A 25606-nucleotide genomic window follows, 5' to 3' on the forward strand; every position below is an offset into this window, starting at 1 on the left:
TATATAACTCTCTTGCACTTATTGCGATTTCTCCATTTTCTTTTTCTTGAATATTGAACATTTCTCCGATGTTCGATTTTGTTTGTAATGCTTGCATAATATTTATGCTCCTTTCGTGTATAATGTTGTTATCAAATATTTAAGGTGGTTATTCTTATGGAATTCATACAATCTACTTTGTTTTCAAACGTTGTAGCTTTTCTAGCTTTAGGTCTATCTGCATACTCAATTTTTTATACTCGTTCTCAAAATAAGTTCAGTTTTGTTATTAGCAATCTTAATTTCTACTATGAAAATAATTTTGTAGAATTAAATTTTGTCGTCGCTAATGACTCGTCTAGAACTCATACTTTAGAAGAATTAATATTTTTAGATAAAAACAAAAATGTTTTAACACCTATTAACGTAGTATTGGAATCTGATGAATATTCATCTCTCGGTATATATAATCCAAGTTATTTGCATGCTCCAATCGATAAACAATTAGATAAACCAGAAGTTATGATAGCTAATTCGTCATCAGAGTTTTTATATAAATTCGAATTAGAACCTGCGTTTATAAAGATTGTTTCTAATCAACGAATAAACAAACTTAAAAAGTATAAGTTAATCTCTACCGATTCTTACGAGCATAATTAATATCGCTAAATTCATGAAAAAGTGAATTGCTAGTAGTGTGTTGGTCAGCATCATTTTGTATCTTCCTTTCGTGATTTTTGAATAACTTTTATTCAAATTGTTACTTCATAATCTTTTGTTGAGTAATAATATTTTTAATAACCTCAACATCTTGGTCGTCGAGTTGTAGCTCGGCGGCTTTTTTACTAAATTGTCCGTCAATAATTCTGTTGATTTCGTGCCACTGTGCGGGTGTGAATTGCTTTCTAAATTCTAAAAATTGTTTGATTGTTTGTTCCATTTGTTGTTCCTCCTTAAGTTAAAACTTTCTTTTTGCGTAAGTCTTCGTTAAAAAAAATATCTCTTCCTTCTTGAGGTGTCAATTCTAACGCAAAATAAATACCATTTATTACCGGGTAGGATGGTTTTGTTCTCCCGTGTATCATGTTAGATAAAGTATCTCTATTGACACCAATTTCTTCAGAAAGGGTTTTGATGTTATGTTCTTTCAAAGCCATTTTAGATTTCAAAAGTTTAGTATCTATAGGCATTTCTTTTCACCACCTTTCGCATTACGTAAGTAATCTTATCATGATGTTACAAAAGAGGTCAAGCATTTTACGAAAGTTTTTTAGAAAAATATTGCAAATGCCGAAAGTTTTCCTTATAATAGAACTATCAAGTAAAAGGAGCTGTATTACGATGTGCTTTTCAAAAAGAATGAAACAATCAAGAGAAAAACAAGGTATGACTTTGGCCGAACTAGGAAGAAAAATTGGTAAAACTGAAGCTACTGTACAACGTTATGAAAGCGGAAATATCAAAAATCTAAAAAACGATACTATAGAAAGTATAGCTACTGCATTAAATGTTAATCCTGCGTATTTAATGGGGTGGGTTGAAGAAAACGATGATGAAGTACAACATCGTGCAGCTCATTTAGAAGGAGAATTAACTGATGACGAGTGGCAAAGAGTTTTAGATTATGCAGATTATATAAGAAGTAAACGTAAGTAAAGGATGTATCAGATGGGATTATATGAAGAAACTTTAATACAACATGATTATATTGAAATAAGAGAGGCTGATGTGCTTCCAGATAATTTAGACGGGGTATGGTTAGGAGATTTAATTTTGATAAAGCGTGGTTTATCAGATAGAGAAAAAGCAGGAATTCTCTTCGAAGAATTAGCGCATAATAAACTTACATACGGTGATATAGCCGATTACTCGAATTTCAACAATCGCAAGTTCGAAAATTACGCAAGACGACACGGCTTTATCTCAGCAGTCCCGTTACGCGAAATTGTGGAAGCGCACAATTACGGTGTACGTAACTTGTATGAGTTGTCTGAGTATCTACAATTAAGTGAAGAATACATATTAGAAGCAATAGAACAATACAAAAAGATATATGGTATTGGAACTCACTATGGCGAGTATTCTATTACATTTGAGCCGTTGAGAGTTTTTAAATATAAAGAAATATAAATAAAGGAGAAATGAAAATGACAAATATAGATTGGATAATCACCTCTAATAGAGTATTCAACAATCCAAGTAACAATTTATTAATCGATGAGCCTATAACAAGCATTTCGCTGTTTAATGTTCCTAGTCAATATACCTTCACAATATCTTTTGGAATCTCAAATATAGATCTAAATGATGTACAAACTATAAATCTTAGAATTGGAAATTTAGATACGGAAAAAGAAATTGTTAACGCACCTTTATATATAGATAAAGCAAAGGAAAACGAAGTGAAAAACAAACGTGCTAACGGACTTGTAGATTTTGTTTCAACCGTTACATTGAATAATTTCCTTTTCGAAGAAACAGGTAATCATTATATAACAATGAAGTTGGGCGAAAGCACTCAGACTTGTTATTTTAACGTCATGTTAAATCAGGAGTTAGAAGATGGAAAATAAAAAGTATCACACTGACGCAGCTAGACCTAATTTTCAAGTTGTAGATGATAAATATAAAGAATCTTTACTTAACAACATTCGCCAGAATAATGGTAAAATGAAAGAAAAAGGTAACTATTCTGGAGGTGGTAAGATGAATGGAAAATATATTACCAAAGAAGTATTTGAACAGTTTGAAAAGCGTATAGACAATAAGTTAGATTCTTTACCTGACAGAATGGCTGATAAAATGGATGCTAAAATAAGCGGTTTAGAAGCTAGGCAGACAAAATGGTTTGTAGGAATAGCTATAAGTACAGCTATTGGTGGTTTAAGTCTTATAGTAGGAGCAGTAGGATTGATCGTCAACTTATTTATATAGAGGGTAGCCCGCCTACCCTTATTATTTTTTTGCCAATTTTGAGGAGGGAGAAGCAAAATGCCAGTATATAAGAATGATAATACAGGTAAATGGTATTTTTCCATTAGATATAAAGATGTATACGGTAATAACAAACGTAAGATGCAACGCGGTTTTTCAACTAAGCGTGAAGCTAAGAGAGCAGAGGCTATTTTTTTGAATGACGTAAACGAAGGATATAGTGATTCAAAAACATTTGATTATGTTTTTCATCACTATTTAGAAAATAGCGATTTGAGACCTAAAACAAAACGACGCAAACAAAATGAATATCATAAACACTTTAAAGCTAAGTTCGGGCACATAAAAATGAATAAGATAACACAAAATCAATGCCAAGAGTTTCGTAAATATCTAATAGAGAATGTAGCATCAACAAATTCTGCTCGTACAATTTGGTCAGGTTTTAAAGTTGTAATTAATTATGCCAAAAAATACTTTGGATTACGTACAGATCCAACAATATCAATTAAACCTATTCCGCGTGTAAAGCCAAAACCTAAGTTTATGATGCGTGAAGAATTTGAAGAAAGAATCAAAGACATTGAAGAGCAAGATTACAGAGAGTTATTTACATTAATGTTTTATACAGGTTTAAGGATTGGCGAAGCTATGGCGCTTGTTTGGACAGACTACAATAAATACAAAAAAGAGATATCCATAAATAAAACAATGGACATCTCTAATAGAACTATATATCCGAGACCAAAAACAGATAGTTCAGAGGATATTGTTCCTTTACCTAAATTCATCAATACAATGTTAACTGAACGACACCAACGTGAAAAAGAGTTAAACAAATATTTTGATGAACGTAGTTATTTTATTTTCGGAGGAATGGCTCCCAAACATTACAGTCATGTTCAAAAGAAATTCCAAAAAGCTTTCCCTCATTATAACATTCACGCGTTAAGACATTCTTATGCATCTTATCTTGCAAATAATGGTGTAGATATTTTCGTTTTACAGTCACTCATGAGACACGCTCAAATCACTGAAACGATGGGCACTTACAGCCATTTATATACTCAGAAAAAACACGATGCAATAGCCATTTTTGACAAGTAAATGGTATCAAAATGGTATCAATAGCCATTTCCGGAAGTTAAGAATGGCTTAACAACGCGGTTTAAAGCTATCCAATACTACCTTCCATTTCGAACTTGATTAAACGGTTCATTTCGACCGCGTATTCCATTGGAAGTTCTTTTGTAAATGGTTCGATGAATCCCATAACAATCATTTCTGTCGCTTCTTCTTCAGAAATACCACGACTCATTAGATAGAATAATTGTTCTTCAGAAACTTTTGAAACCTTGGCTTCATGTTCTAATGATATTTGATCGTTGAATACTTCGTTATATGGAATTGTATCTGATGTTGATTCGTTATCTAAGATTAATGTATCACATTCAATATTTGAACGAGCACCTTTTGCTTTACGTCCAAAATGAACAATACCGCGATAAATAACTTTACCACCATTTTTAGAAATAGATTTAGAAACAATTGTAGAAGATGTATTAGGTGCTTTATGAATCATTTTAGCACCGGCATCTTGAACTTGTCCTTTACCAGCAAATGCAATAGATAATGTACTACCTTTTGCACCTTCACCTAAAAGAACACAGTTTGGATATTTCATCGTTAACTTAGAACCTAAGTTACCATCTACCCATTCCATATTTCCGTTTTCATAAACAAAAGTACGTTTTGTAACTAAATTGTATACATTGTTCGCCCAGTTTTGAATCGTAGTATAACGAACGTGCGCATCTTTATGCACAATGATTTCCACAACAGCAGAGTGTAAAGAACTAGTTGTATAAACTGGTGCAGTACAACCTTCTACGTAATGTACAGAAGCACCTTCATCAGCAATGATTAATGTACGTTCAAATTGACCCATGTTCTCAGAGTTAATACGGAAATAAGCTTGTAGTGGCGTATCTAGTTTGATATTTTTAGGTACATAAATGAACGAACCACCTGACCATACTGCTGAGTTTAACGCCGCAAATTTGTTATCTGCTGCAGGTACTACAGAAGCAAAGTATTTTTTGAATAATTCTTCATTTTCTTGTAAAGCACTATCTGTATCTTTAAAGATAATACCTTTTTCTTCAAGTTCTTTTTCCATATTATGGTAAACAACTTCAGATTCATATTGAGCAGAAACACCAGCTAAATATTTTTGTTCAGCTTCAGGAATTCCTAATTTATCGAAAGTTCTTTTAATTTCTTCTGGCACTTCATCCCATGAACGTTCAGCTTGTTCTGAAGGCTTTACATAGTAAGTAATGTCATCGAAATTCAATTCTGATAAGTCGCCACCCCATTGAGGCATTGGCATTTTATAAAACAATTTTAATGATTTAAGACGGAAATCTAACATCCATTCCGGCTCATTTTTCATGTTAGAAATTTCTCTAACGATATTCTCAGTTAAACCACGTTCTGATCTGAAAATGGACACATCATCGTCGTGGAATCCATATTTATAATCCCCAACATCAGGTGCTTTTTTAGCCATTTCAATCACTCCTTAAAAATATATTTACAACGGCGTGCGTAAGTTTTTAATTCATGATGTAAACCATATTATAACAATGACATGACATCTTATAAAAATTTTTATACTTTTATATGTCTAATATCAAAATTATCTATGATTAACAGCATTCTATTCTTCTTCAGTCGTACCTTCTGCTTTACCTTCTTTAGCAACAGTACCTTTTTCCAATGCTTTCCAAGCTAATGTGGCACATTTAATACGAGCTGGGAATTGAGATACACCTTGCAATGCTTCAATATCTCCCATTTCTTCTGTAATCACATAGTCTTCACCAAGCATCATTTTCGTAAATTCTTGGCTCATTTGCATTGCTTCTCCAAGTGAATGACCTTTAACAGCTTGTGTCATCATCGATGCACTTGCCATTGAAATCGAACAACCTTCACCTTCAAACTTAGCATCTTTTATAATGCCGTCTTCTATATCAAATGTTAGTCGTATACGGTCACCGCATGTCGGGTTATTCATATCTACTGTCATAGACCCGTTATCTAATACACCTTTATTTCTAGGATTTTTATAATGATCCATGATGACAGATCTATATAATTGATCTAGATTATTAAAATTCATAAGAGAAAAACTCCTTCGTTTGTTTCAAGGCATTTATTAACTGATCAACGTCTTCTTTCGTGTTGTATATATAAAAACTCGCTCTAGCTGTTGAAGACACATTTAACCATTTCATTAACGGTTGCGCACAATGATGCCCAGCTCTAACCGCTACACCTTCTGTATCTACGGCTGTAGCAACATCGTGTGGATGTACATCTTGTAAATTAAACGTTATTACACCTGCACGACGATCCTTTGGCGGGCCATAAATTTCAATTCCTTCAATTGCAGACATTTGCTCATAAGCATATATCGTTAATTCTTGTTCATATTTATGAATTGCATCAAAACCTATGCGTTCTAAATAGCGAATAGCTTCTGCAAGCCCAATTGCTTGAGCAATTAATGGAGTACCCGCCTCAAATTTAGTAGGTAAATCAGCCCATGTTGCATCATACTTACTTACAAAATCAATCATGTCGCCACCGAACTCAATCGGTTCCATTTTTTGTAGTAACTCACGTTTACCAAATAATACGCCAATACCTGTTGGTCCAAGCATTTTATGACCACTAAAACTATAAAAATCAGCATTCATTTCTTGCATATCAAGTTTCATATGTGGTGCTGCTTGCGCCCCATCAACACTGATAATTGCACCATGTTGATGAGCTATTTCTGCAATGGTTTTAACATCATTAATTGTACCGAGCACATTAGATATATGTGCAATAGCAACGATCTTTGTTTTATCATTAATCGTTTGCTTAATATCCTCGATGTTTAATTCACCGTCAGCTGTCATTGGTATAAATTTCAATGTCGCATTTTTACGCTTTGCTAACTGTTGCCAAGGAACAATATTGGCATGATGTTCCATTTCAGTGACAACAATTTCATCGCCCTCTTCAACATTTGCATCACCATAGCTATGTGCTACAAGGTTAATCGACGCAGTTGTTCCGCGTGTAAAAATGATTTCTTCAAAATACTTCGCATTAATAAAACGACGAACGGTTTCACGGGCATTTTCATAACCATCAGTTGCCAATGATCCTAATGTATGAACACCACGATGAACGTTTGAATTATAACGCTTGTAGTAATCTTCTAAAACATTTAACACTTGCACAGGCGTTTGACTTGTCGCTGTTGAATCAAGATATGCTAAACGTTTGCCATTGACTTTTTGATCTAATATCGGAAAATCCTTGATTACTTCATTAACGTCAAATGAGTGTTCGGCCACTTCATTCACGACCTTTCTTAAATAAAAATCCTAATCATTTAAATACTGACGTTGTATTAGTCTTATACCAATATCGACAGTCTATATCTATTACAAACTTTTATTTTCAAAATATTATTTAGAAACTTTGCGTTCAATTACTTCTCTCAATTGACGTTTAACGTCTTCGATAGGTAATTCACGTACTACTGGATCTAAGAAACCATGTATAACAAGACGTTCCGCTTCTCTTTGAGAAATACCACGACTCATTAAATAGTAAAGTTGATCTGGATCAACACGACCTACTGATGCAGCATGACCAGCTTGTACATCATCTTCATCAATTAATAAAATAGGATTCGCGTCACCACGAGCATGTTCAGATAACATTAATACACGTGATTCCTGATTAGCAATTGATTTAGTTCCACCATGCTTAATGTAGCCGATACCATTAAATACAGACGATGCATGTTCTTTCATAACACCATGTTTAAGGATATAACCATCTGTTTCTTTACCATATTGTACGATTTTAGATGTTAGATTAATTTTTTGTTCGCCTGTACCTACAACTACTGATTTAAGTGAACTTGTTGAACGATCACCAAATAAATTTGTTGTATTATCAATAATTTGGCTACCCTCATTCATTAAACCTAGTGCCCAATTAATTGAGGCATCCGCTTCAGTAATACCACGTCGAATGATATGACCTGTAAAGCCTTTATCCATATAGTCCACTGAGCCATATGTGATATTTGAATTTGCACCAGCAATCACTTCAGAAATAATATTTAATTGATTTCCTTCACCAGATGCATTTGATAAGTAATTTTCAACATATGTGACTTCGGCGCTTTCTTCAGTAACGATGATAACATGGTTATAAAAGCTTGCATTTTCGTCGTCGTGCAACACAACGTATTGTACTGGATGTTCTACAACTACATTTTTAGGAACATAAACAAATACGCCACCATTAACTAATGCCGTGTGTAGCGCTGTGATACGATGTTCATCTACTGTTACTGCATCTTTCATAAAGTACTTTTGTACTAAATCACTATGGTTCATAAGAGCGTCTGCTAAACCTTCAACGATAACGCCATCTTTCGATGCATTATCATCAACTTGTGTGTACGCAATCGTATTATTATGTTGAATTACTAAGTTTTTAGAATGATCTACGTCAATAATTTCTCTTACTGACTCAGGTAATTGTGATAAAGATTGATAAACATCACCTTTTACATCGTGTTGTTTAAAAGAATCAAAATCCCATTTTCTTAATTTTGTTTTATCAGGTTTTGGCATTTCTAAAGTTTCTGTTAATTTCAAAGCTTTTTTACGTAATTCTGTCATCCAAGAAGGTTCATTGTGGGCTTTAGAATAATCAACAAGTTGTTCTTCAGAAATGTTCAAAATATCAGTTGTCATAACTTTTTCCTCCTACTTGATGAAATTTACTATTTCGTATAAATGTTCATTTTCATCATATATAGATGAACATCTCATGGATACTGTATTAATAAGATTATTCAGCTGAACCGAACTCTTCTTTAACCCATTCATATCCTTCTTCTTCAAGACGTTTTGCTAATTCTGGACCACCAGATTTAACGACTTTACCAGCATACATTACATGTACTTTATCAGGAGTAATGTAATTTAATAATCGTTGATAGTGTGTAATCATTAATGCACCAAAGTTTTCCCCACGCATTTGGTTAATACCTTTAGATACAACTTTTAATGCATCGATGTCTAACCCTGAATCGATTTCATCTAAGATTGCAAACTTAGGTTCTAACATCATTAATTGTAAGATTTCGTTACGTTTCTTCTCTCCACCTGAGAAACCTTCATTTAAATAACGTTGTGCCATGTCTTTATCTATGTCTAGAAAATCCATGTTTTTATCTAATTTCTTAATAAATTGCATTAAGTTGATTTCTTGTCCTTCTTCACGTTTCGCATTGATTGCTGAACGCATGAAATCAGCATTTGTAACACCTGTAATTTCTGATGGATATTGCATTGCCAAGAATAATCCTGCTTTTGCTCTTTCATCAACTTCTAATTCTAAAATATTTACACCGTCTAAAAGTACTTCTCCTTTAGTTACTTCATAGCTTGGGTGTCCCATAATTGCAGATGATAAAGTTGATTTACCTGTCCCGTTTGGTCCCATAATCGCATGTATTTCATCAGTGTTAATTGTCAAGTTAACACCTTTTAAGATTTCTTTATCCTCAATAGACACATGTAGGTCTTTGATTTCTAATGTTGATGCCATTTTATATTCCCTCCGTAAAATATAAAGTTTTCTTAACTAGTTTATAATAATTTTAATTTGTAGTCAAAAAGACTTTGTAATAATGCGTTCAGTTAATTATAACTTACTTATACCTTAATATAAACAACTTAAACCCTTTTTATTATTTTTAATAACTCTAAAGTACAACTCTAATCCGCTCTCTTTAAAAATATAAATGATAATAAGTGCACATAATTTCTCAATGGATTTTATGAATTTAAAATATGTTATCATTTCACTAGGTCATTTGTAATATGGTATGATGCTATTTATGATTTTATTCCAATCGTTTGAAAGGAGTTATTCATGCAACAATTTAAATGGATTAATATTCTAAAAGGTTTTGCTATGGGAACGAGTGACTTGGTACCTGGTGTTAGCGGTGGGACTATCGCATTATTGTTAGGTATTTACAATCAATTTATCGCTTCAATTAGCGGCATATTCTCACGACGTTTTTGGCCAAGTTTTACATTTTTAATCCCCATTATAATTGGAATGTTACTGGCAATGGGATCACTAAGTAATCTTTTTAATTATTTATTAAGCCAACACCATATTCCAACTATGTTTTTCTTTGGTGGATTAATCATTGGTATCGTTCCATATTTATTGAAAATTTCTAACTATAAAACGTCATTTACAACTAAACATTACATGATGGTTATAGCTGGTATCGCTATCTTAATTGTTATTACATTAATGAATAATGGTGATAAACATGCTGGAGAAACACTTACTCTATCAACTAGTCTTATTATTAAATATTTTATTGCAGGTATGTGTGCATCTAGTGCTATGTTACTCCCAGGTATTTCAGGGTCATTTATGTTATTAGTATTTGGCGTCTATGGTACGGTCATGCTAGCAATATCTGAAGTTGTTAAACTTAACTTTGCAGGTCTTCCTATATTACTTGCAGTCGGATTTGGCGTGCTTGCTGGATTCATTATTTCAAGCAAAATTATCCAGTATTTCCTAACACATCATAAACTAATGACTTTTGCATTAATCATTGGTTTTGTTGTTGGCTCCCTCTTTGCAGTATTTCCAGGTTTACCAACTAATATCGTGATGTGGTTCGTTTCATTAGTAGTATTTATCATCGGTTTTATTGTAAGTTTGACTTTAGGTCGAATTACCGCTGAAAATGAATAATCATTTTAGGGGTGATAAAATATTTTCAGTATCTCGTTAATCATATGCAATATATGTCTCGTTTTGTATACATATTATTGGATATCATTAGCGAGTTTTTATTTAGTTTTTTTCTAACATTAAAATAATTATTAATAAATTTTGGTATCCACTTTTTTAATACAAAAACCACCTAGCCAATGGTTATACCGACTAAGTGGCATGTGCAGTGTATTAGGAATAAAAAGTAAAATTACTCGCCTTTGTTACCTTTTACTTTATCAATAAAATCAGTTGCTTTTTCTTTTGCATTTTCAACGAATTCTTTCGCTTTACCAGAAGCTTTATCTTCTTTACCTTCGTTTTCTAAATTTTTATTATCAGTAACATTACCTACTGTTTCTTTAACATTACCTTTTGCTTGTTCAAATTTACTTTCGTCTGCCATAATAAATGCCTCCTCGGAATAATTAAATGTTATATATAATACTTACCCACTGAAAAATTATCTAAACATTTTACTTAAATAATTTTTGATATTGATTTGACGTCATTTTATAACTAGCGAAATAGATTCATCATTAACTTGAGGGAGTGGGACTGAAATAATAAAGAATCACTAATGATTTATGATGTATTAGTCACTAGCCATGTGAAATTAAAAATAAGAATAAATGAGTAGCACGCATGCATATAGGATTTTACTTTATCCGTAATAGCATCTCATTCCTAAATATCATATAAATACCTGTTTAAATTAAAAAGCCCAGCAACATCACGTTACTGAGCCATTAATATGATTTATTTAGCAGGAATAACTGCACCATTGTATTTTTCATTAATGAAGTCTTGAATATCTTTAGATTGTAATACTTCAATTAATGCTTTGATTTTCTTATCATCTTGATGTCCTTCTTTAACAGCAATTAAGTTTGCATAAGGATTATCTTTCGCACTTTCTACAGCAATAGAATCTTTTTTAGGATTTAGTTTTTGTTCGATTGCAAAGTTCGAATTAATGATAACAGCATCAGCGTCTTCATTTTGATAAATTTTAGGTAAGAATTCTGCTGATTGTTTATTATTAAACTTAATATCTTTTTTATTCTCTGTAATATCACTAAACTTAGCATCTTCAATTTTTACGCCTTTTTTGATTTTAATTAAACCTGCATCAACGAAGAATTTTAAGAAACGTCCTTGTTCAGCTGGATTATTAGACACATAGACTGTTGCACCTTTTGGTAATTCTTTTAAACTTTTATACTTTTTAGAGTATACAGCCATAGGTTCTAAGTGAACATCACCGGCACTTACGATTTTGTAACCTTTATCCTTTTTCTCTGTGTTTAAATATGGTGTATGTTGGAAATAGTTTGCGTCAATTTCACCTTTGTCTAGTAATTTATTAGGTGTAGTGTAATCGTTAATTGTTTTAATATCTAGTTCATAACCTTTTTTCTCTAATAATGGTTTTGCTTTTTCTAAAATTTCAGCATGTGGTGCTGGTGAAGCACCTACTGTTATTTTCTTGTCGTCACTGCCACTTTTGTTTCCATTACCGCAAGCTGCTAATACAACTGCAAATGTTAATACTAAAATAAGACCAAATAATTTTTTCATAAAATGAAACCCCCAATTTATCGTTTATCAAGTTTATTTGTAAGCCAATCCCCAATGAATTGGATTATAAATACAATAATTAAAATAAAAACTGTTGATACTAAAATGACATCATTTTGATTTCGAGTGAAACCTGTTAAGTATGCTAAATTTCCTAAACCACCGGCACCAATTACACCTGCAACTGCTGTTGAACCAACTAAAGCGATTGCTGTAACTGTAATGCCAGACACTAGCGCTGGCATAGCTTCAGGTAAAAGGACTTTACGAATTACTGTCCAAGTATTAGCGCCCATTGACCAAGCCGCTTCGATGACACCTTTATCAATTTCTTTAAAAGCAATTTCTACGAGCCTTGCATAAAACGGTGCTGCGCCAATGATCAAGGCTGGTAACGCACCTGTCGGACCACTTATCGTTCCAAGTATCAAACTTGTAAATGGAATTAATAATAAAATTAAAATAATAAATGGTATCGCTCTAAATAAGTTAACAATGAAAGAAACGATAGAATAAAATAACCTTGCACCGATAGACTTACCTTTAGCAGACAAGAATAATAACACACCTAAAATAAGACCAAGTATAAATGCAAATATAGTTGAGACGACTGTCATGTATAGTGTTTCGACTATTGCAGTCCAAACTTCTGGCCACTGAATATTAGGCATTGTAATCATTTCATTTATAATTTCACTAAATGATTTACCCATGTCTTAACACCTCCATTTTAACTTGTCGCTCAATTAACTCTTTTTCGAATTTTCCGAAATCTACACTTGAAATATATGGAATATGCAGAACTAAAAAGCCGACTGTTCCATTTTTTGTATTTTTAATATTTGCTTCTAAAATATTAATTTTAATATCATAGGCAGTTGATAGACTCGATACAATAGGCTCGGTTGTTGTTGAACCAGCGAAAACTAATCTAACGATATATGCATCTTTTTCTAATGGCTCTAATTCTGTTAAAGATGTTTCGAAATCATCATTTAAATCGTCTTTCACAAATCGTTTTGTCACAGTGTGTTGCGGATTTTCAAAAACCTGTGTCACCGGTCCTTGTTCTATCACTTTACCACTTTCCATAACTGCAACTTCATCACAAATACGACGAATGACATGCATTTCATGCGTAATTAGTACAATTGTTAAATTTTGTTGTTCTCTAATTTTTAGTAGTAGATCTAAAATTTCATCTGTTGTTTGCGGATCAAGTGCACTTGTTGCCTCATCACAAAGCAAGACCGTTGGATCATTAGCTAACGCTCGTGCAATCCCAACACGTTGCTTTTGTCCACCTGATAACTCTGATGGATAAGCCTTTTCTCTACCTTTTAAACCGACGAGTTCGACAAGTTCTAATGCTTTTTGCTTAGCTCTCCTTCTAGGGACACCTGCAATTTCAAGCGGAAACATAATATTTTTTAACACAGTCCTTGACCATAACAAATTAAAATGTTGGAAGATCATACTTACTTTTTGTCTTTTTGCTCTTAATCCATTTTTGGACAATTGACCTATATGGTCTCCATCTATAATAACTTCACCTGATGTAGGCGCTTCTAAATGATTAAACATTCGAATCAAAGTACTTTTTCCTGCTCCAGAAAAACCAATGACGCCATAAATCGATCCTGCTCGAATCGATAAATTAACGTGATCTACAGCAAGGACTTCTTTATTTTTAGTCCGATATTCTTTAACAACTTCTTTTAATTCAATCACGTTGATTCCTCCCTGTGTTGCTTAATAAAATAAAAAATGCTTTCTCAATATCGATAGAAAAATTGAGAAAGCAATAGTAGTATTGTTTCTCTCATCTTCAAAAGTTAAAACTTTATGTGAATTGGCACCATTTCTATATAAGACGGTTGCCGGGCTTCGTAGGGCACATCCCTCCACCACTCTCGATAAGAGTTTACGCATCATTTAATTTGTATTAATCCTAACACCTTAGTAAAATTTCGTCAATAACTATTTTAAATTTTCTAACAAATCAGTCACCGATTTAAATGCATAAATTCGTTTTACTTCTTTATCTTTATTCATCAACAATAAAATCGGCGTAGACATGATTTGCATATCTTTACAAAACTGAGGATAAAAGTTTAAATCTATTTTCAATAATGGTAACTGCAATATTTCATTAGCAATGTCTAACATTCTTTCTGAAACCTTACAAGTACCACACGTTGGTGTATAACCAAAGATTAAATGTTTGTCTTCCTCATAAAATGTAGTTACATCTTTGATGTCTAATGAATTATTCATTTACTAAAACTAACCTTTCATTATTTATATTCGGTAAAAGAGGTGTTTCTTTCTTACAAGTAAAGCCATGTTTTGAAAGTACATGCGCCAAATATTGTTTGGGGCAATTCGCAACTTGACAGTAAGTTTTATCAATAAATATATGTTCACTTTCACTCAAATAACGTTTAAACCAATTTCTAATTCGATCTCCTTCGTCATCAGAATCGGCTAATACAAAAACTTGTTTATCATACAGTGATTCTATCATATCATCAAGCTTATCTATACTCATTGTTCCATGAGTACAAATAATATTGACTGGTTCTGCAATAACCTGTTGCACCCTTTTTTTATCAGATTTTCCTTCAACAATTATCACTTTATTTACAATAGCCATCATCATCACCCTTTAAAATCAATAAACATCTGTCACTGTATCATTTCACAAAATTGGTATGAATAAAACATAAATCACAAAAAATTTAAACTAGCTTAATATAATAATTACAAACTCAATGTTTGACTAGCTGTAACATTTAACATAAGCAGACAAAGGCTAAGTCAAAAATCAACATCCTAAAATCTACAATGTTATATTACCAATAGTTAACCAAAAGAAAATACACCTATAACAAACTTTTCAATCATAGCGGGGCCCCAACAAAGAGAAATTGGATTCCCAATTTCTACAGACAATGCAAGTTGGGGTGGGACGACGAAATAAATTTTGCGAAAATATCATTTCTGTCCCACTCCCTAGATTGATCTATAGATACTACACTTATTAAAGTAATATATTTTTATGATTCTCTTAGCTGCAATCCCATGAATACATGTAATCATCAAACTTCATAGCCTCAAGGTCAGTAGATTTTACTAAGATATTGGCAATACCTAAATCACCCCATATAATCGAAGAATTACCATCTCTTGTAGAATCAATTTGCAGTAAGACTCTATCATACATTTTCAGTTCTTGATCGTTCGTTCTTGGATCTATTTGGTCAAAATATGGATAACCACCAAGTTGATTAAATGGTTCCTTAGCAGTAAATGTGTTACACACAGGTTCCATCAATTCATCATAACCACCAAACATTGATTTTAGCGCGAAGGATGGATTGACTTTATTCCACAATGCAAGCACGTCCTCATCGTACTTATAATCAGTACATGTAATAGTTTGTTTCGACAATCTAAATTCTATAGAAAATGCTCCACTGAATGGGATATCCTCATTATCAGCATCTAATGACTTCAAATGCGCTTGAATATTTTCGAGTGATAAATCTGTAATTGGCTCTTTTATATAAACAAGCCTTGAGTTTATATTGTTTCCCTTTAAATTTTCAGACATTCCATACATTTGATCTTCTGAACTAATCCAAAACTGCAATATCCCTTCTTTTACAGGAAATAATTCTTGTTGTTCTGGAAGATCATCCAAATTAATCTGTGCTAGCAATACCATTGGTACATTATTTTCATCTAATGGTATATCTTTAAAAGATTTTAAAAATGGCATTCCACCAATCTTACTCTGGTTTAATGTTTCTTCTTGCATCTCTTTTAGATCCATTTCAATACATGGTAGTACTGGTAAATTACCGTTTTCTACAGATTCTACGAAACGGTTATATGCTTTTTGCTCCTTTTTAGAAAGATGACTAACGTCTTGAATGTTTAGCATATTAACTTCCCCCAATTTTTATTTTTAAAATAGCTAAATTCATTATTTCCATCATTCTTGAATAATAAAATGTAGCAATACTCCAAATAATAGTACCTAATAATTTTTCTTTCATATTATTTATTTTCTCAGACTAAAAATAAACTCCTCAATCTTAGATTAAGGAGTTACACGGTGATTATTCACCAATCATTTCTGAATATTTTTCAGCTGTTAATAAAGCTTCAATCTGACTTTCATCACTAATTTCTACTTTTACCATCCATGCTTTTTCGTATGGAGATTCATTTACAAATTCGGGACTATCTTCTAGTTCTTCGTTGACTTCAACTACTTTACCAGAGATTGGTGCATATAATTCTGATACAGTTTTAACTGATTCTACGCTACCAAACGTATCCCCTTCATTAATTTCATCATCTGTTTCTGGTAATTCAACGAAAACAATATCACCTAACTCGCTTTGTGCGTATTCTGTGATTCCAATTGTTGCTACATTACCTTCAACTTTAACCCATTCATGCTCTTTTGAATATTTCAATTCATTTGGTACTGCCAAGAGAATCCCCTCCTAATTAATCTTTACATCATTAATGATGCCATAAGGCTAGATGCTATTCAACTATATTTATAAAAATTAACAATTGTATAGCTTATTTCATTTTACATGTAATGAATCTAAATATCGAGATATTTAGTAAACGTTTACATTATACTTACGCTAACCAAGTCTCTTTATATTGATCTTCTTTAAATCCTAACGTTATCTTATCGCCCATTACTGCTAGAGGACGCTTTACTAACATACCATCAGATGATAACAACTCTAACTTTTCATCATCTGATAAAGTTTGTAATTTATTTTTCAAATCAAGCTCACGATATTTCGCGCCGTGTGTATTAAACAATTTATTAATTTCTACGCCTGTATTTGCAATTATTGTTTTAAATTCATTTATTGTAGGTGTATGTTGAACGATATCAATTGGTTCATAACTTACGCCATATTCATCTAAAAACTTTGCTGCCTTTTTACAAGTTGTACAATTCTTATATTGGTAAAATTTAATCATACGACTGCAACCTCCTTTATGTATTTAAAATAAATATATCATTTTCCATAGCAAAAGGCTTTCATTTTGAAGCTAAAATTTTTTATTATGTTATAAATTTAGCTATAATAAAAATTATTAAACTATCTAGAGGAGTTGTTACAATGCAAGCAATCAAAAGTAATGAATCATTTAAATCTGTGATTAATAGCGATACACCTGTAATTGTTAAATTTGAGGCAGGATGGTGCCCAGACTGTCGTGCTATGGATTTATGGATTGACCCAATCGTAGAACAATATAAAGATTACCAATGGTATACTGTTAATCGTGATGAATTAGAAGATGTAGTTGTTGAAAATGAAGTTATGGGTATCCCTAGCTTGCTAGTATTTAAAAACGGCGACAAAATTGCACACCTTCATTCAGCAAATGCTAAGTCACCTGAGCAAGTTGAATCATTTTTAGCAGAAACTTTTAAATAAATACTAAAATAAAAATGTGTATATACTGCACAATAAAAAGCTGAGACTGTGATTGTACCGACTCTAGTAAGTTAGATTAAATCTCTAACTCGATAGATGTCCATCAATTCATGACTCAGCTTTTATTAATGTTTCTATAATTATACATATTAATATAATGTAATTAAGTTTCTATTTTTACGTGGTGCTTTAGGCATATCTTCTTCTAAATCCGTTAAATATAAGAATCCAGAAAGAACTTCATCTTTCTTTATACCAAGTGTTTTTCTTACTTTAGGATCATAGATATATAATGGCGATTTCCAACATGTACCTATTCCCGCTTCATAAAGTAACAACATAAGATTTTGTGCATATGCACCAAATGCAAAGTAGTTTTCATCATTTTGACGTTGTCTTGGATCTGTTTTTAAAATAAGCAATAACATGCCACCTAGTTTCGTAACTGCATCATAATGACATTGTTGCTTATCTAATTCATTAGGAAATGCAAATTTAGAAATATCCTTACTCATATCTCCTAATCTGTCTTTCGGAACATGCACAACTCTCCATGGTTCCCTCATTCCGTGATTTGGAGCATCAGCAGCTTTCTCAATTGCTTGATATAGCAATGCGTCATCTATGTGCATATCTCTTTTAAATTTTTTCACACTTCTTCTATTAGCTATTGCTTGTTGTAATTCCATCTAAAATCGCTCCTCCACGAACAATGATAATACTTCTCAATTATAAGACAGCACTTACACAAAAGCAACCTAATTCATTTTATTAGTATAAAGTCACTTGTGCTTTTAAATCAGTAACATCAATCTGTCCTGGAGCTTGTGGTTCTCCGATACAACCATAAGTCAATGCACCACCAAAAACGCCTTGAGCCGTTCTACTTATTAGTCCAAGTTTAGACATTGAAATACCAACAACTTTGCAGTCCATAGTATCTGAAAATGTAGACATTGCCTGCAATAAATTTAACACATCATTTTTATTATGTGGCATTACTGCTAATTTAACGTATTCTGGGTTGAATTTTTGCATTTTAAAAAATATAAATTGCAATTCATCTAACGGAGGCGTACTTTCGAAATTATGATGTGATATAACCACCTCTTTATTATACTGTTGCAAATGTGTAATGATTCGTTGATGTTTTTCAATGTCAATATCTGCTTGCCATTCTATATCAATCATATCTATACCATTGATATTTGCTAAGTCTGATATTAAATTAAGATACGAGTCATTTGTAAATTGCCCATAGCCACCTTGTAACTTTGTACGATACGTAACTAATAATTTGAATGAATCTTGCATAACCTTCAGCTTTGTAATCATTTCTGCCACTTGATTAACTGTGACATTTTCAATTTGATCAATTCGTAATTCTAATACGTCTATTGCATCAATACGATGATTAATTTTTTGAATTAAAGTTTCTTCGATAGATAATTGTGGCGCGATAGTTGCTACTACTTCCACATGTGTCATAGTGAATCCCTCATTTCAGATACTCATTATTTTTATTGTAAACAACAACTTTTTATCCTTCAATCAAACAATGCTATAAATGAAAATGATTAAGGTATTTTCGAATGGGTAAAGCATAAATGTATTTTAAATTAGGAGGTTATAAGTATGGCAATACATTATGAAACTAAAGCGACGAATGTTGGCGGACGTAAAGGACATGTTTATACTGATGATCGAGCGTTAGATATTGATATCGTTCCGCCTGCTCAAGCAGATGGTAAAGCTACTAACCCCGAACAATTATTTGCAGCAGGTTATGCATCTTGCTTCAACGGTGCCTTCGACCTAATTTTAAAGCAAAACAAAGTGCGTGATGCTCATCCAGAAGTAACACTAACAGTGAGACTAGAAGATGATTCAGACTCAGAAAGTCCTAAATTAAGTGTTTCAATTGATGCGACAATTAAAAATGTTATATCTCAAGAAGAAGCTGAAAAATATTTACAAATGGCTCATGAATTTTGTCCATATTCAAAAGCGACTCAAGGAAATATTAATGTCGATTTAAATGTAAATGTTGTAGATTAGCATTAACTTAAAGAGATTATTCAACGTTATTAATAAAATTCACATAAAATTCAAATTTGCCAACCAAAAATTTTTGGTTGGTTATTTTTTCTATTCGTGATTGAAATTTCTGGCAATATTTAACTGAAAAAGATTGTACCTTAGTCATCATAAATGTGACCGGTTCCAATACTGGCTTGACTTCTTCGCATACCGTCTACAAATAAAAGTCCAGTGTCGACCAATAACCAATTCCATAATTTCCTGAACTTAAAAATAAATATAATTAAATTGATAATCCATTTACAAGAATGTGCATATAAATCAGTGATTGCAAAATTTTAATAAACATTTTAATATGTAATTAAGAAATTTTTTTAGTACAAAATCTTTCTTAATAATGATTAAGGAGGTCAGTAATGATTGAAATTAAAACATTAACGAATAATGATTTTAATGAGTATAAGAGACTTGTTTCGACAGTCAATGAAGAATTCACTCAAGATTCACATTATAGTCAAACAATGACTGACACCTTAATACATGACATTTTAAATCAAGGTTCACCGAAATGTATTGTATTTGGCTGTTATGAAAACGAAACACTTATCGCAACAGCTGCCTTAGAACAAATTCGATACGTTGGAAAAGAACATAAATCATTAATTAAATACAACTTTGTTACTAATAACGATAAATCGATTAATAGCGAGCTCATTAATTTCATTATTAATTATGCACGGCAGAACAATTACGAATCTTTACTTACATCAATTGTGTCAAACAACATAGGTGCTAAAGTTTTCTATAGTGCACTAGGATTCGACATTCTTGGTTTTGAGAAAAATGCAATTAAAATCGGAAATACCTATTTCGATGAACATTGGCTTTTTTATGATTTGATTAATAAGTAATACAGTTTTATATATTCTACATTTCTCATAAATTCAAATCATATAGGTTCTATTTTTCATACAACTACTCTACTATTGAGTAGTTGTTTTTTATTTGATATGATAACAATAAGTTTTTTCAGAATATTCTATTTTTTAGGGGTGTCAAAACTTAATGGTAACCGCAATTATTCATGGATTTATCTTAGCGATTGGTCTAATTTTACCTTTAGGTGCACAAAATGTATTTATTTTTAACCAAGGAGCTAATCAACCAAAATATAGATATGTATTGCCTGCAATAATTACAGCCGGGTTGTCAGACAGCTTACTTATTATTATTGCAGTGGTAGGAGTATCTATCATTATTATGTCTTTACCTGTACTTCAAGCAATTATTTATATAGTTGGTTTAATTTTCTTGATGTATATGGCTTGGACCATTTGGCATGATAAACCCTCAACAGATGGAGAAACTCAAATTATGTCTCCAATGAAACAAGTAAGTTTTGCTTTATCAGTTTCATTACTCAATCCACATGCTATTTTAGATACAATTGGTGTAATTGGTAGTAGTGCTGCATTATATAGTGGCAGCAATAAAATTGCGTTTACAATCGCTTGTATTAGCGTTTCATGGTTATGGTTCTTTTTACTCGCAATTTTAGGAAAAATGGTTGGATCAATTGATAAAACCGGAAAATTATTAACAATAATCAATAAAATATCAAGCATAATAATTATTATTGTTGCTCTGATGATATTACAAAAACTTATTCAATTATTATTCTAAAGCGTTATGTAGTTGTATTTTAAAAGCGTTATACAAAAAACATACTTGTGTCTATGTATAACGCTTTATTTATTATAAATTTGGATCAATTAACTCAACAAATTTAAATGTTCCATTGTCATATTCAAATTTCAGGATATTACAATTACCGATATTATGCTTTAATGCTTCATCTAGTTTAAGGCAATATCTTAAAAATACTCCCATTATTGTCCCATGACTCACGACTAATGCATTATTCTTTGTTTGAGACATAATGTCATGTAAAGTTTTCACAATGCGTTCTTCAACTTGTTGCCTTGCCTCTCCTTTGAAAGGAACAATTCGATCTCCGAATAAGTCTTCAGGCTTGTATAGATTATCAAATAGATAGACTGACTCACCTTCAAATAATCCAAAATGCCATTCCTTCAGTCCCTTAAAACGTTGATACGATTGGTTAGGTGCAACATTTTCAAGTGTGTCACTTGCGCGTTCTTGCGTTGATGATGCATATAAATCGAAGTTTATCCCCTTAGTTTCATAATAACTACGTGCCTTTTGAGCTTGAGCAATTCCAAGTTCTGTTAGCGGCGAATCTCCAAATCCCTGAATTAGTCCCTTAAAATTAAACAAAGTTTGTCCGTGGCGCATTAAATATAACGTTTTAGCCAACAATAACACCTCTTCAATAAAAAGTATTGATAGCTCAAAATGTATTCTCTTTTTATTAAAATGAGTACCAAATATATTAAACCATTATTTAAACTTTTTCGGTAGCGAAAACCTTTGCTTTTGATGTACATTTTTTTCATAAGTAATGATGATTTTAGTTTAAAAGATAATGTGACGGGGTAAAACGCAATGAAGAGTACAGAATTTTAAAGGAGTGAGTGTTTATGGATAATCATAATCAATGTAATTATGTGAATCCACAAAATGTTTCACTTGACTGGGAATGTTTTATAATTAGTAAAAGTGAAATGTTGTTAGATGGTGTACCAAATGAACTTATCAACACTTGGTTAGATAAAGACATTATTACACCATTTTCGATAAGAAATGATGAAATAAACTTTAAAACAAAAGATATTTGGGATGCACTAATACATCATAATTGGTACTACTCAAATTAATTTGCCATATATAAGCTAATAGCTCTATTTGTAGTTTCAATTAATTGATGATCTGTGTAATTAGACATCACATATGCTCTAATTACTTGGTGTCTTTCTTCTAATCGAGGGAATGCTTTATCTTCACTAACGTGTTCGGCCAATATACCAAATGGTGTGTTATCATTTTGAAAACCCATGATGAAATTGTAAAACGTCATAAGACTTGCCCCCTTCTTTTATTAAGCGCTATTTAAAGTGTTATTATTAATCTTATCAGAAAACTAGTATTTGTAAATGTGCAAAAGTGATTTTGCACATTTTTTTGATATCTGATTCTAAAAATATTAACGAATTATACAACTTTAAGAGTTTTTAGTATGTAAATATTCTTTTCATATTAATACTATACACCCCTATATATGCTCACTTGTTTGAATTAATAAACTTTAGCATTCTACAAATAATATTTTAAAAATAACTATACTTTTTATTTACCTATTGGAAAATAGTGTTATCATATTTATTAAGAAGCTATTTTTATACTAGTAGGTGTCAGTCATGAATAACATTTTGTTAAATGCTATCAATATAGTTATTACTACCACTTTTGTTATCTTTAATATTTTAATCACATATAATAAAGATTTAGATGATTTATGTTGGCTCCTGCCTGGTATTATCATTTGTGGTGTGATACTCATCGTATCCTTTACCATTGCAATGATAACTAAAAACTGGTTAAGTGAAATATTATTTTTTATAAATATCGTACTCGTTCTATATTACATTTATCCTATTTTTTATAGTTTTATAGGTTAATAATTACGGTATATAAGGAGGGTTTCACATGTCTTTACATTTTGCAATTCTGTTTTGGCTAGCATTAATTTTCTTAGTTGCCGCTACGTTTATACTCGTATTAATGAAAAAAACTGGCAAAGAATCTAAAAAAGAGTCCTATTTAAGTTTCACTGTCATTCTCTATATTTTTGGATTCGCTATATTAATATACACATTTATATTTGGTGTGCTATAAATGAAATTCATTTTATATCCAGTCTGAAGCGTCTCAATGATGTTTCAGACTGTTTTTTATTCTTAATAGACATTTCACACTCTCATACTTTAATATTTAAGGTATGTTTTAGTCTTACAAGCTTATTAAAGATTACAATTCTAATTTAAGACTATTTACATATATTTCTTCAACAAGGAGCTTTTAAGTGAACTATATTAAACGAACGATAATTTTACTTATATTATTCGTTGTCGTATCCCCTATAAACTCACCAAAAACAATTGCAGATAATAAGTATTCAGAAATTCAAGATGACAAATTCCAATTACAACCTGGTGATATTATTGTTACAAAAGGCCCTGTCATGTGGGGATTTTTTGGTCATTGTAGTATCGCGATTGATGATAAAACGATTTTACAAATTGAGGGGCCTGGCGACAAACCAACTACACAATCCTTCGAATCTTTTAAATATAATTATGCAAGTGGCAAAAATGATTGGATGAAAGTTTATCGTTGCAGCTATCCTGGTGCAGGTAAAAAAGCGGCTGACTGGGTTAAGAAAAACTATGAAAATACAAATCATCGTTATCTAGTTACATTAAATTTGAACAGCAAAAAATTTACGTATTGTACTAAAATTATCTATCAAGCTTATAAATTTGGTGTAAGTGAAAAATCAGTTAAAAGTTATGGACTACATATTATTTCACCCTATGCAATTAAAGATAATTTTATAGATCCATACAAACTAAGGCTTGTTAAAGCTTATTAACACAGTTTCATCAAATAGTTAAATTAGTTTGTGTTTTGCAATAAATTGGGTATAGATTACAAATGATATTTCAGGAGGCCCAATATTTTGAATGAACTAACTAAAGAACAAAAGTATACAATAGCTAAATTTTACAAATTATATATTGAACGTTCGAATAAAGGAGAAACAGAAACAGTCGCTAACTTTTTTGGCGATGCTAAAGATGCACGTGAAAACTATTTTTGCGATCGTGATTATCAAGACTTCTTAACTAACTGCCAAATTTTAATTCAAAACAAATACTTAACTGGTGAAATTTTGGACGATAACATTTACAATATTTCTATTTTAAACAAGACATTTATTGAATTTGAACAAAATTTTGGTTGAACATGAATGTCTCAACTATAAACTTTTTAACCCTATTTTAAAGCAGGAGTGAAAAACATACATGAGTGAATGGCATATTAATAATCAATCTACAAAACCTTTTTTAATACAACAAGCGGAAAAGCAATTGTCTATTGTTAAACCATTGCCTAATGGTTAATGGTAGCTTCCAAATACTCACAGAAATAGATTTGGAGAATGGCAATGTTAGTAACATCGATCATTCTCTACTTGTTTCAGTAGACCCCAAAGCATTAGAAATAAGTATATTTGACGCTGTAAATTAAACGCAATATTTTTATTTAATTATTTTAATGTTCCGCCTTTTAAATGAAAACAAGATTACTGAATTATTATGAGATTTTAAAAACAATAAATATTCTCAATAATTAATCAGTCTTAATAAAAAATTAACAAAAAGTTGATTAGTTAAATTATTAATTAAGTAGTAAGATATTATGCGATGTGGTATCCTATTATTGTTAAACATTTTGAGTGTTTAACATTACTTCTTGTTATCGCCATATACAGACTTTAATTCTCGTCATTATTAAAGTTCTGTATTGGCGCTTTTTTTATTCAAAATCAAAAGTCGGACAGATGAAAAGTAAAAAACTTTTCCATCAGTTCGATTTATTTTAGAACCATTATATATTGTTAGATCTCCACCTATATTTATTGGACAAAAAAATAACAGCTAGTGCTTTTACCACACCAACTGTTATCGATTTAAAGCATAAAA

General features: G+C 31.6%; 36 protein-coding genes, 2 pseudogenes and 1 riboswitch. Of the genes and pseudogenes, 17 read left to right on the forward strand and 21 right to left on the reverse strand.

All coding sequences use genetic code 11. From position 1 onward, the window contains the following. Positions 1-97: pseudogene (locus HMPREF3247_RS14615) on the reverse strand (oxidoreductase); the annotation flags it as partial. A gap of 59 nt (positions 98-156) precedes the next feature. Here HMPREF3247_RS14615 and HMPREF3247_RS13415 point away from each other — a divergent pair. After that, on the forward strand, positions 157-639 hold the full coding sequence (locus tag HMPREF3247_RS13415; RefSeq protein WP_070866255.1) for a hypothetical protein: 483 nt from the start codon (positions 157-159) through the stop codon (positions 637-639). A gap of 100 nt (positions 640-739) precedes the next feature. Here the strand turns inward: HMPREF3247_RS13415 and HMPREF3247_RS13420 are convergent, their stop codons facing one another. Further along, positions 740-919, reverse strand: a complete 180-nt coding sequence (locus tag HMPREF3247_RS13420) for a hypothetical protein (RefSeq protein ID WP_000438352.1) — start codon at positions 917-919, stop codon at positions 740-742. Between the two features lie 13 nt (positions 920-932). Then, positions 933-1169 carry a helix-turn-helix domain-containing protein gene (locus tag HMPREF3247_RS13425; protein WP_001121116.1) on the reverse strand — a complete coding sequence of 79 codons (237 nt, stop codon included), beginning with the start codon at positions 1167-1169 and terminating at the stop codon, positions 933-935. Between the two features lie 151 nt (positions 1170-1320). Here HMPREF3247_RS13425 and HMPREF3247_RS13430 point away from each other — a divergent pair, with 151 nt between their 5' ends. From HMPREF3247_RS13430 to HMPREF3247_RS13450, 5 genes are read left to right on the forward strand one after another with little or no spacing between them, the layout of a single operon-like run. Then, the gene (locus HMPREF3247_RS13430; RefSeq protein WP_000333630.1) at positions 1321-1635 is read left to right on the forward strand and encodes a helix-turn-helix domain-containing protein; all 315 of its coding nucleotides are present in this window, start codon (positions 1321-1323) and stop codon (positions 1633-1635) included. A 12-nt stretch (positions 1636-1647) separates the two neighbouring features. Further along, on the forward strand, positions 1648-2109 hold the full coding sequence (locus HMPREF3247_RS13435) for a hypothetical protein (protein ID WP_000525008.1): 462 nt from the start codon (positions 1648-1650) through the stop codon (positions 2107-2109). A 17-nt stretch (positions 2110-2126) separates the two neighbouring features. Continuing rightward, a complete protein-coding gene (locus tag HMPREF3247_RS13440; RefSeq protein WP_015967225.1) occupies positions 2127-2552 on the forward strand; it encodes a hypothetical protein in 426 nt (141 codons plus the stop codon). After that, positions 2542-2913 carry a hypothetical protein gene (locus HMPREF3247_RS15065; protein ID WP_015967224.1) on the forward strand — a complete coding sequence of 124 codons (372 nt, stop codon included), beginning with the start codon at positions 2542-2544 and terminating at the stop codon, positions 2911-2913. Before HMPREF3247_RS13440 ends, HMPREF3247_RS15065 begins: the two co-directional genes overlap by 11 nt. 57 nt (positions 2914-2970) lie before the next feature. Continuing rightward, complete coding sequence (locus tag HMPREF3247_RS13450; RefSeq protein WP_001145738.1) at positions 2971-4020, forward strand: site-specific integrase; 1050 nt, start codon at positions 2971-2973, stop codon at positions 4018-4020. Positions 4021-4087: 67 nt separating this feature from the next. Here the strand turns inward: HMPREF3247_RS13450 and sufB are convergent, their stop codons facing one another. The 5 genes from sufB to sufC form a co-directional block, all read right to left on the reverse strand. Continuing rightward, on the reverse strand, positions 4088-5485 hold the full coding sequence (gene sufB / locus HMPREF3247_RS13455) for a Fe-S cluster assembly protein SufB (RefSeq protein ID WP_001074405.1): 1398 nt from the start codon (positions 5483-5485) through the stop codon (positions 4088-4090). Positions 5486-5635: 150 nt separating this feature from the next. Beyond that, positions 5636-6100, reverse strand: coding sequence for a Fe-S cluster assembly sulfur transfer protein SufU (gene sufU / locus HMPREF3247_RS13460; protein ID WP_001010508.1), 465 nt, complete (start codon positions 6098-6100; stop codon positions 5636-5638). Further along, a complete protein-coding gene (locus HMPREF3247_RS13465; protein WP_001006454.1) occupies positions 6090-7340 on the reverse strand; it encodes a cysteine desulfurase in 1251 nt (416 codons plus the stop codon). Before HMPREF3247_RS13465 ends, sufU begins: the two co-directional genes overlap by 11 nt. Before the next feature lie 105 nt (positions 7341-7445). Continuing rightward, on the reverse strand, positions 7446-8753 hold the full coding sequence (gene sufD / locus HMPREF3247_RS13470) for a Fe-S cluster assembly protein SufD (RefSeq protein ID WP_000205572.1): 1308 nt from the start codon (positions 8751-8753) through the stop codon (positions 7446-7448). 97 nt (positions 8754-8850) lie between these two features. After that, complete coding sequence (gene sufC / locus HMPREF3247_RS13475) at positions 8851-9612, reverse strand: Fe-S cluster assembly ATPase SufC (protein WP_000168845.1); 762 nt, start codon at positions 9610-9612, stop codon at positions 8851-8853. Positions 9613-9939: 327 nt separating this feature from the next. Here sufC and HMPREF3247_RS13480 point away from each other — a divergent pair, with 327 nt between their 5' ends. Beyond that, a complete protein-coding gene (locus tag HMPREF3247_RS13480; protein ID WP_001183858.1) occupies positions 9940-10791 on the forward strand; it encodes a polyprenyl-phosphate transporter PopT in 852 nt (283 codons plus the stop codon). 232 nt (positions 10792-11023) lie between these two features. Here the strand turns inward: HMPREF3247_RS13480 and HMPREF3247_RS13485 are convergent, their stop codons facing one another. The 9 genes from HMPREF3247_RS13485 to HMPREF3247_RS13530 all read right to left on the reverse strand — a co-directional run bounded on the left by HMPREF3247_RS13485 (position 11024) and on the right by HMPREF3247_RS13530 (position 17415). Continuing rightward, a complete protein-coding gene (locus HMPREF3247_RS13485) occupies positions 11024-11218 on the reverse strand; it encodes a CsbD family protein (protein WP_000752917.1) in 195 nt (64 codons plus the stop codon). 353 nt (positions 11219-11571) lie between these two features. Next, positions 11572-12393, reverse strand: a complete 822-nt coding sequence (locus HMPREF3247_RS13490) for a MetQ/NlpA family ABC transporter substrate-binding protein (RefSeq protein ID WP_000732326.1) — start codon at positions 12391-12393, stop codon at positions 11572-11574. Between the two features lie 17 nt (positions 12394-12410). Next, the gene (locus tag HMPREF3247_RS13495) at positions 12411-13106 is read right to left on the reverse strand and encodes a methionine ABC transporter permease (RefSeq protein WP_000520233.1); all 696 of its coding nucleotides are present in this window, start codon (positions 13104-13106) and stop codon (positions 12411-12413) included. Then, complete coding sequence (locus HMPREF3247_RS13500; RefSeq protein ID WP_000571218.1) at positions 13099-14124, reverse strand: methionine ABC transporter ATP-binding protein; 1026 nt, start codon at positions 14122-14124, stop codon at positions 13099-13101. The genes HMPREF3247_RS13495 and HMPREF3247_RS13500 overlap by 8 nt, the downstream gene beginning before the upstream one ends. 88 nt (positions 14125-14212) lie before the next feature. Beyond that, positions 14213-14316, reverse strand: a riboswitch (SAM riboswitch). 57 nt (positions 14317-14373) lie between these two features. After that, positions 14374-14670 carry a thioredoxin family protein gene (locus HMPREF3247_RS13505; protein WP_001065801.1) on the reverse strand — a complete coding sequence of 99 codons (297 nt, stop codon included), beginning with the start codon at positions 14668-14670 and terminating at the stop codon, positions 14374-14376. Beyond that, the gene (locus HMPREF3247_RS13510; RefSeq protein WP_001018962.1) at positions 14663-15049 is read right to left on the reverse strand and encodes a toprim domain-containing protein; all 387 of its coding nucleotides are present in this window, start codon (positions 15047-15049) and stop codon (positions 14663-14665) included. Before HMPREF3247_RS13510 ends, HMPREF3247_RS13505 begins: the two co-directional genes overlap by 8 nt. Before the next feature lie 414 nt (positions 15050-15463). Next, positions 15464-16342 (reverse strand): YwqG family protein, encoded by an 879-nt coding sequence (locus HMPREF3247_RS13515; RefSeq protein ID WP_000932216.1) that lies wholly within the window; start codon positions 16340-16342, stop codon positions 15464-15466. A 178-nt stretch (positions 16343-16520) separates the two neighbouring features. Beyond that, entirely contained in the window at positions 16521-16901 is a 381-nt protein-coding gene (gene gcvH / locus HMPREF3247_RS13525; protein WP_000290489.1) for a glycine cleavage system protein GcvH, read from the reverse strand. Between the two features lie 157 nt (positions 16902-17058). After that, a complete protein-coding gene (locus HMPREF3247_RS13530; protein WP_000589549.1) occupies positions 17059-17415 on the reverse strand; it encodes an arsenate reductase family protein in 357 nt (118 codons plus the stop codon). Positions 17416-17558: 143 nt separating this feature from the next. Between HMPREF3247_RS13530 and HMPREF3247_RS13535 the strand changes: the two genes are divergently transcribed. Beyond that, positions 17559-17879 carry a thioredoxin family protein gene (locus HMPREF3247_RS13535; protein WP_001147953.1) on the forward strand — a complete coding sequence of 107 codons (321 nt, stop codon included), beginning with the start codon at positions 17559-17561 and terminating at the stop codon, positions 17877-17879. A 149-nt stretch (positions 17880-18028) separates the two neighbouring features. Here HMPREF3247_RS13535 and HMPREF3247_RS13540 read toward each other — a convergent pair whose 3' ends face one another. Together HMPREF3247_RS13540 and aroD are read right to left on the reverse strand one after the other, a co-directional pair. Then, positions 18029-18568: a nitroreductase family protein gene (locus HMPREF3247_RS13540; protein ID WP_000422910.1), complete on the reverse strand. Its 540-nt coding sequence runs from the start codon at positions 18566-18568 to the stop codon at positions 18029-18031. Positions 18569-18650: 82 nt separating this feature from the next. Further along, complete coding sequence (aroD, locus tag HMPREF3247_RS13545) at positions 18651-19367, reverse strand: type I 3-dehydroquinate dehydratase (protein ID WP_000150019.1); 717 nt, start codon at positions 19365-19367, stop codon at positions 18651-18653. Between the two features lie 147 nt (positions 19368-19514). Between aroD and HMPREF3247_RS13550 the strand changes: the two genes are divergently transcribed. From HMPREF3247_RS13550 to HMPREF3247_RS13560, 3 genes are all read left to right on the forward strand, one after another. Beyond that, positions 19515-19937: an organic hydroperoxide resistance protein gene (locus HMPREF3247_RS13550; protein WP_000974460.1), complete on the forward strand. Its 423-nt coding sequence runs from the start codon at positions 19515-19517 to the stop codon at positions 19935-19937. Between the two features lie 398 nt (positions 19938-20335). Next, positions 20336-20830: a GNAT family N-acetyltransferase gene (locus HMPREF3247_RS13555; RefSeq protein WP_000569884.1), complete on the forward strand. Its 495-nt coding sequence runs from the start codon at positions 20336-20338 to the stop codon at positions 20828-20830. Between the two features lie 154 nt (positions 20831-20984). After that, positions 20985-21602, forward strand: coding sequence for a LysE/ArgO family amino acid transporter (locus tag HMPREF3247_RS13560; protein ID WP_000255561.1), 618 nt, complete (start codon positions 20985-20987; stop codon positions 21600-21602). Positions 21603-21674: 72 nt separating this feature from the next. On the opposite strand, the gene HMPREF3247_RS13565 is transcribed toward HMPREF3247_RS13560, so the two are convergent. Beyond that, positions 21675-22256 (reverse strand): histidine phosphatase family protein, encoded by a 582-nt coding sequence (locus tag HMPREF3247_RS13565; protein WP_001140697.1) that lies wholly within the window; start codon positions 22254-22256, stop codon positions 21675-21677. A gap of 224 nt (positions 22257-22480) precedes the next feature. Between HMPREF3247_RS13565 and HMPREF3247_RS13570 the strand changes: the two genes are divergently transcribed. Continuing rightward, positions 22481-22717: a hypothetical protein gene (locus tag HMPREF3247_RS13570; RefSeq protein ID WP_000368687.1), complete on the forward strand. Its 237-nt coding sequence runs from the start codon at positions 22481-22483 to the stop codon at positions 22715-22717. Here HMPREF3247_RS13570 and HMPREF3247_RS13575 read toward each other — a convergent pair. After that, positions 22714-22917, reverse strand: coding sequence for a sterile alpha motif-like domain-containing protein (locus HMPREF3247_RS13575; protein ID WP_000145163.1), 204 nt, complete (start codon positions 22915-22917; stop codon positions 22714-22716). The genes HMPREF3247_RS13570 and HMPREF3247_RS13575 overlap by 4 nt on opposite strands. Positions 22918-23257: 340 nt before the next feature. Here HMPREF3247_RS13575 and tsaA point away from each other — a divergent pair, with 340 nt between their 5' ends. The 5 genes and pseudogenes from tsaA (at position 23258) to HMPREF3247_RS13600 (ending at position 25151) form a co-directional block, all read left to right on the forward strand. Then, the gene (gene tsaA / locus HMPREF3247_RS13580) at positions 23258-23518 is read left to right on the forward strand and encodes a type II toxin-antitoxin system antitoxin TsaA (protein ID WP_001059690.1); all 261 of its coding nucleotides are present in this window, start codon (positions 23258-23260) and stop codon (positions 23516-23518) included. Positions 23519-23546: 28 nt separating this feature from the next. Beyond that, positions 23547-23735, forward strand: coding sequence for a type II toxin-antitoxin system toxin TsaT (tsaT, locus tag HMPREF3247_RS13585; protein WP_000052076.1), 189 nt, complete (start codon positions 23547-23549; stop codon positions 23733-23735). Between the two features lie 187 nt (positions 23736-23922). After that, positions 23923-24492 carry a lipoprotein N-acylation protein LnsA gene (gene lnsA, locus HMPREF3247_RS13590; protein ID WP_001106652.1) on the forward strand — a complete coding sequence of 190 codons (570 nt, stop codon included), beginning with the start codon at positions 23923-23925 and terminating at the stop codon, positions 24490-24492. An 87-nt stretch (positions 24493-24579) separates the two neighbouring features. Further along, the gene (locus tag HMPREF3247_RS13595; protein ID WP_001004394.1) at positions 24580-24864 is read left to right on the forward strand and encodes a hypothetical protein; all 285 of its coding nucleotides are present in this window, start codon (positions 24580-24582) and stop codon (positions 24862-24864) included. A 61-nt stretch (positions 24865-24925) separates the two neighbouring features. Beyond that, a pseudogene (locus HMPREF3247_RS13600) lies at positions 24926-25151 on the forward strand (hypothetical protein). Positions 25152-25606: the final 455 nt, after the last annotated feature.

Origin of the sequence: Staphylococcus sp. HMSC36A10 (assembly GCF_001838845.1) — a bacterium.
GTDB classification, from domain to species: Bacteria; Bacillota; Bacilli; order Staphylococcales; family Staphylococcaceae; genus Staphylococcus; species Staphylococcus aureus.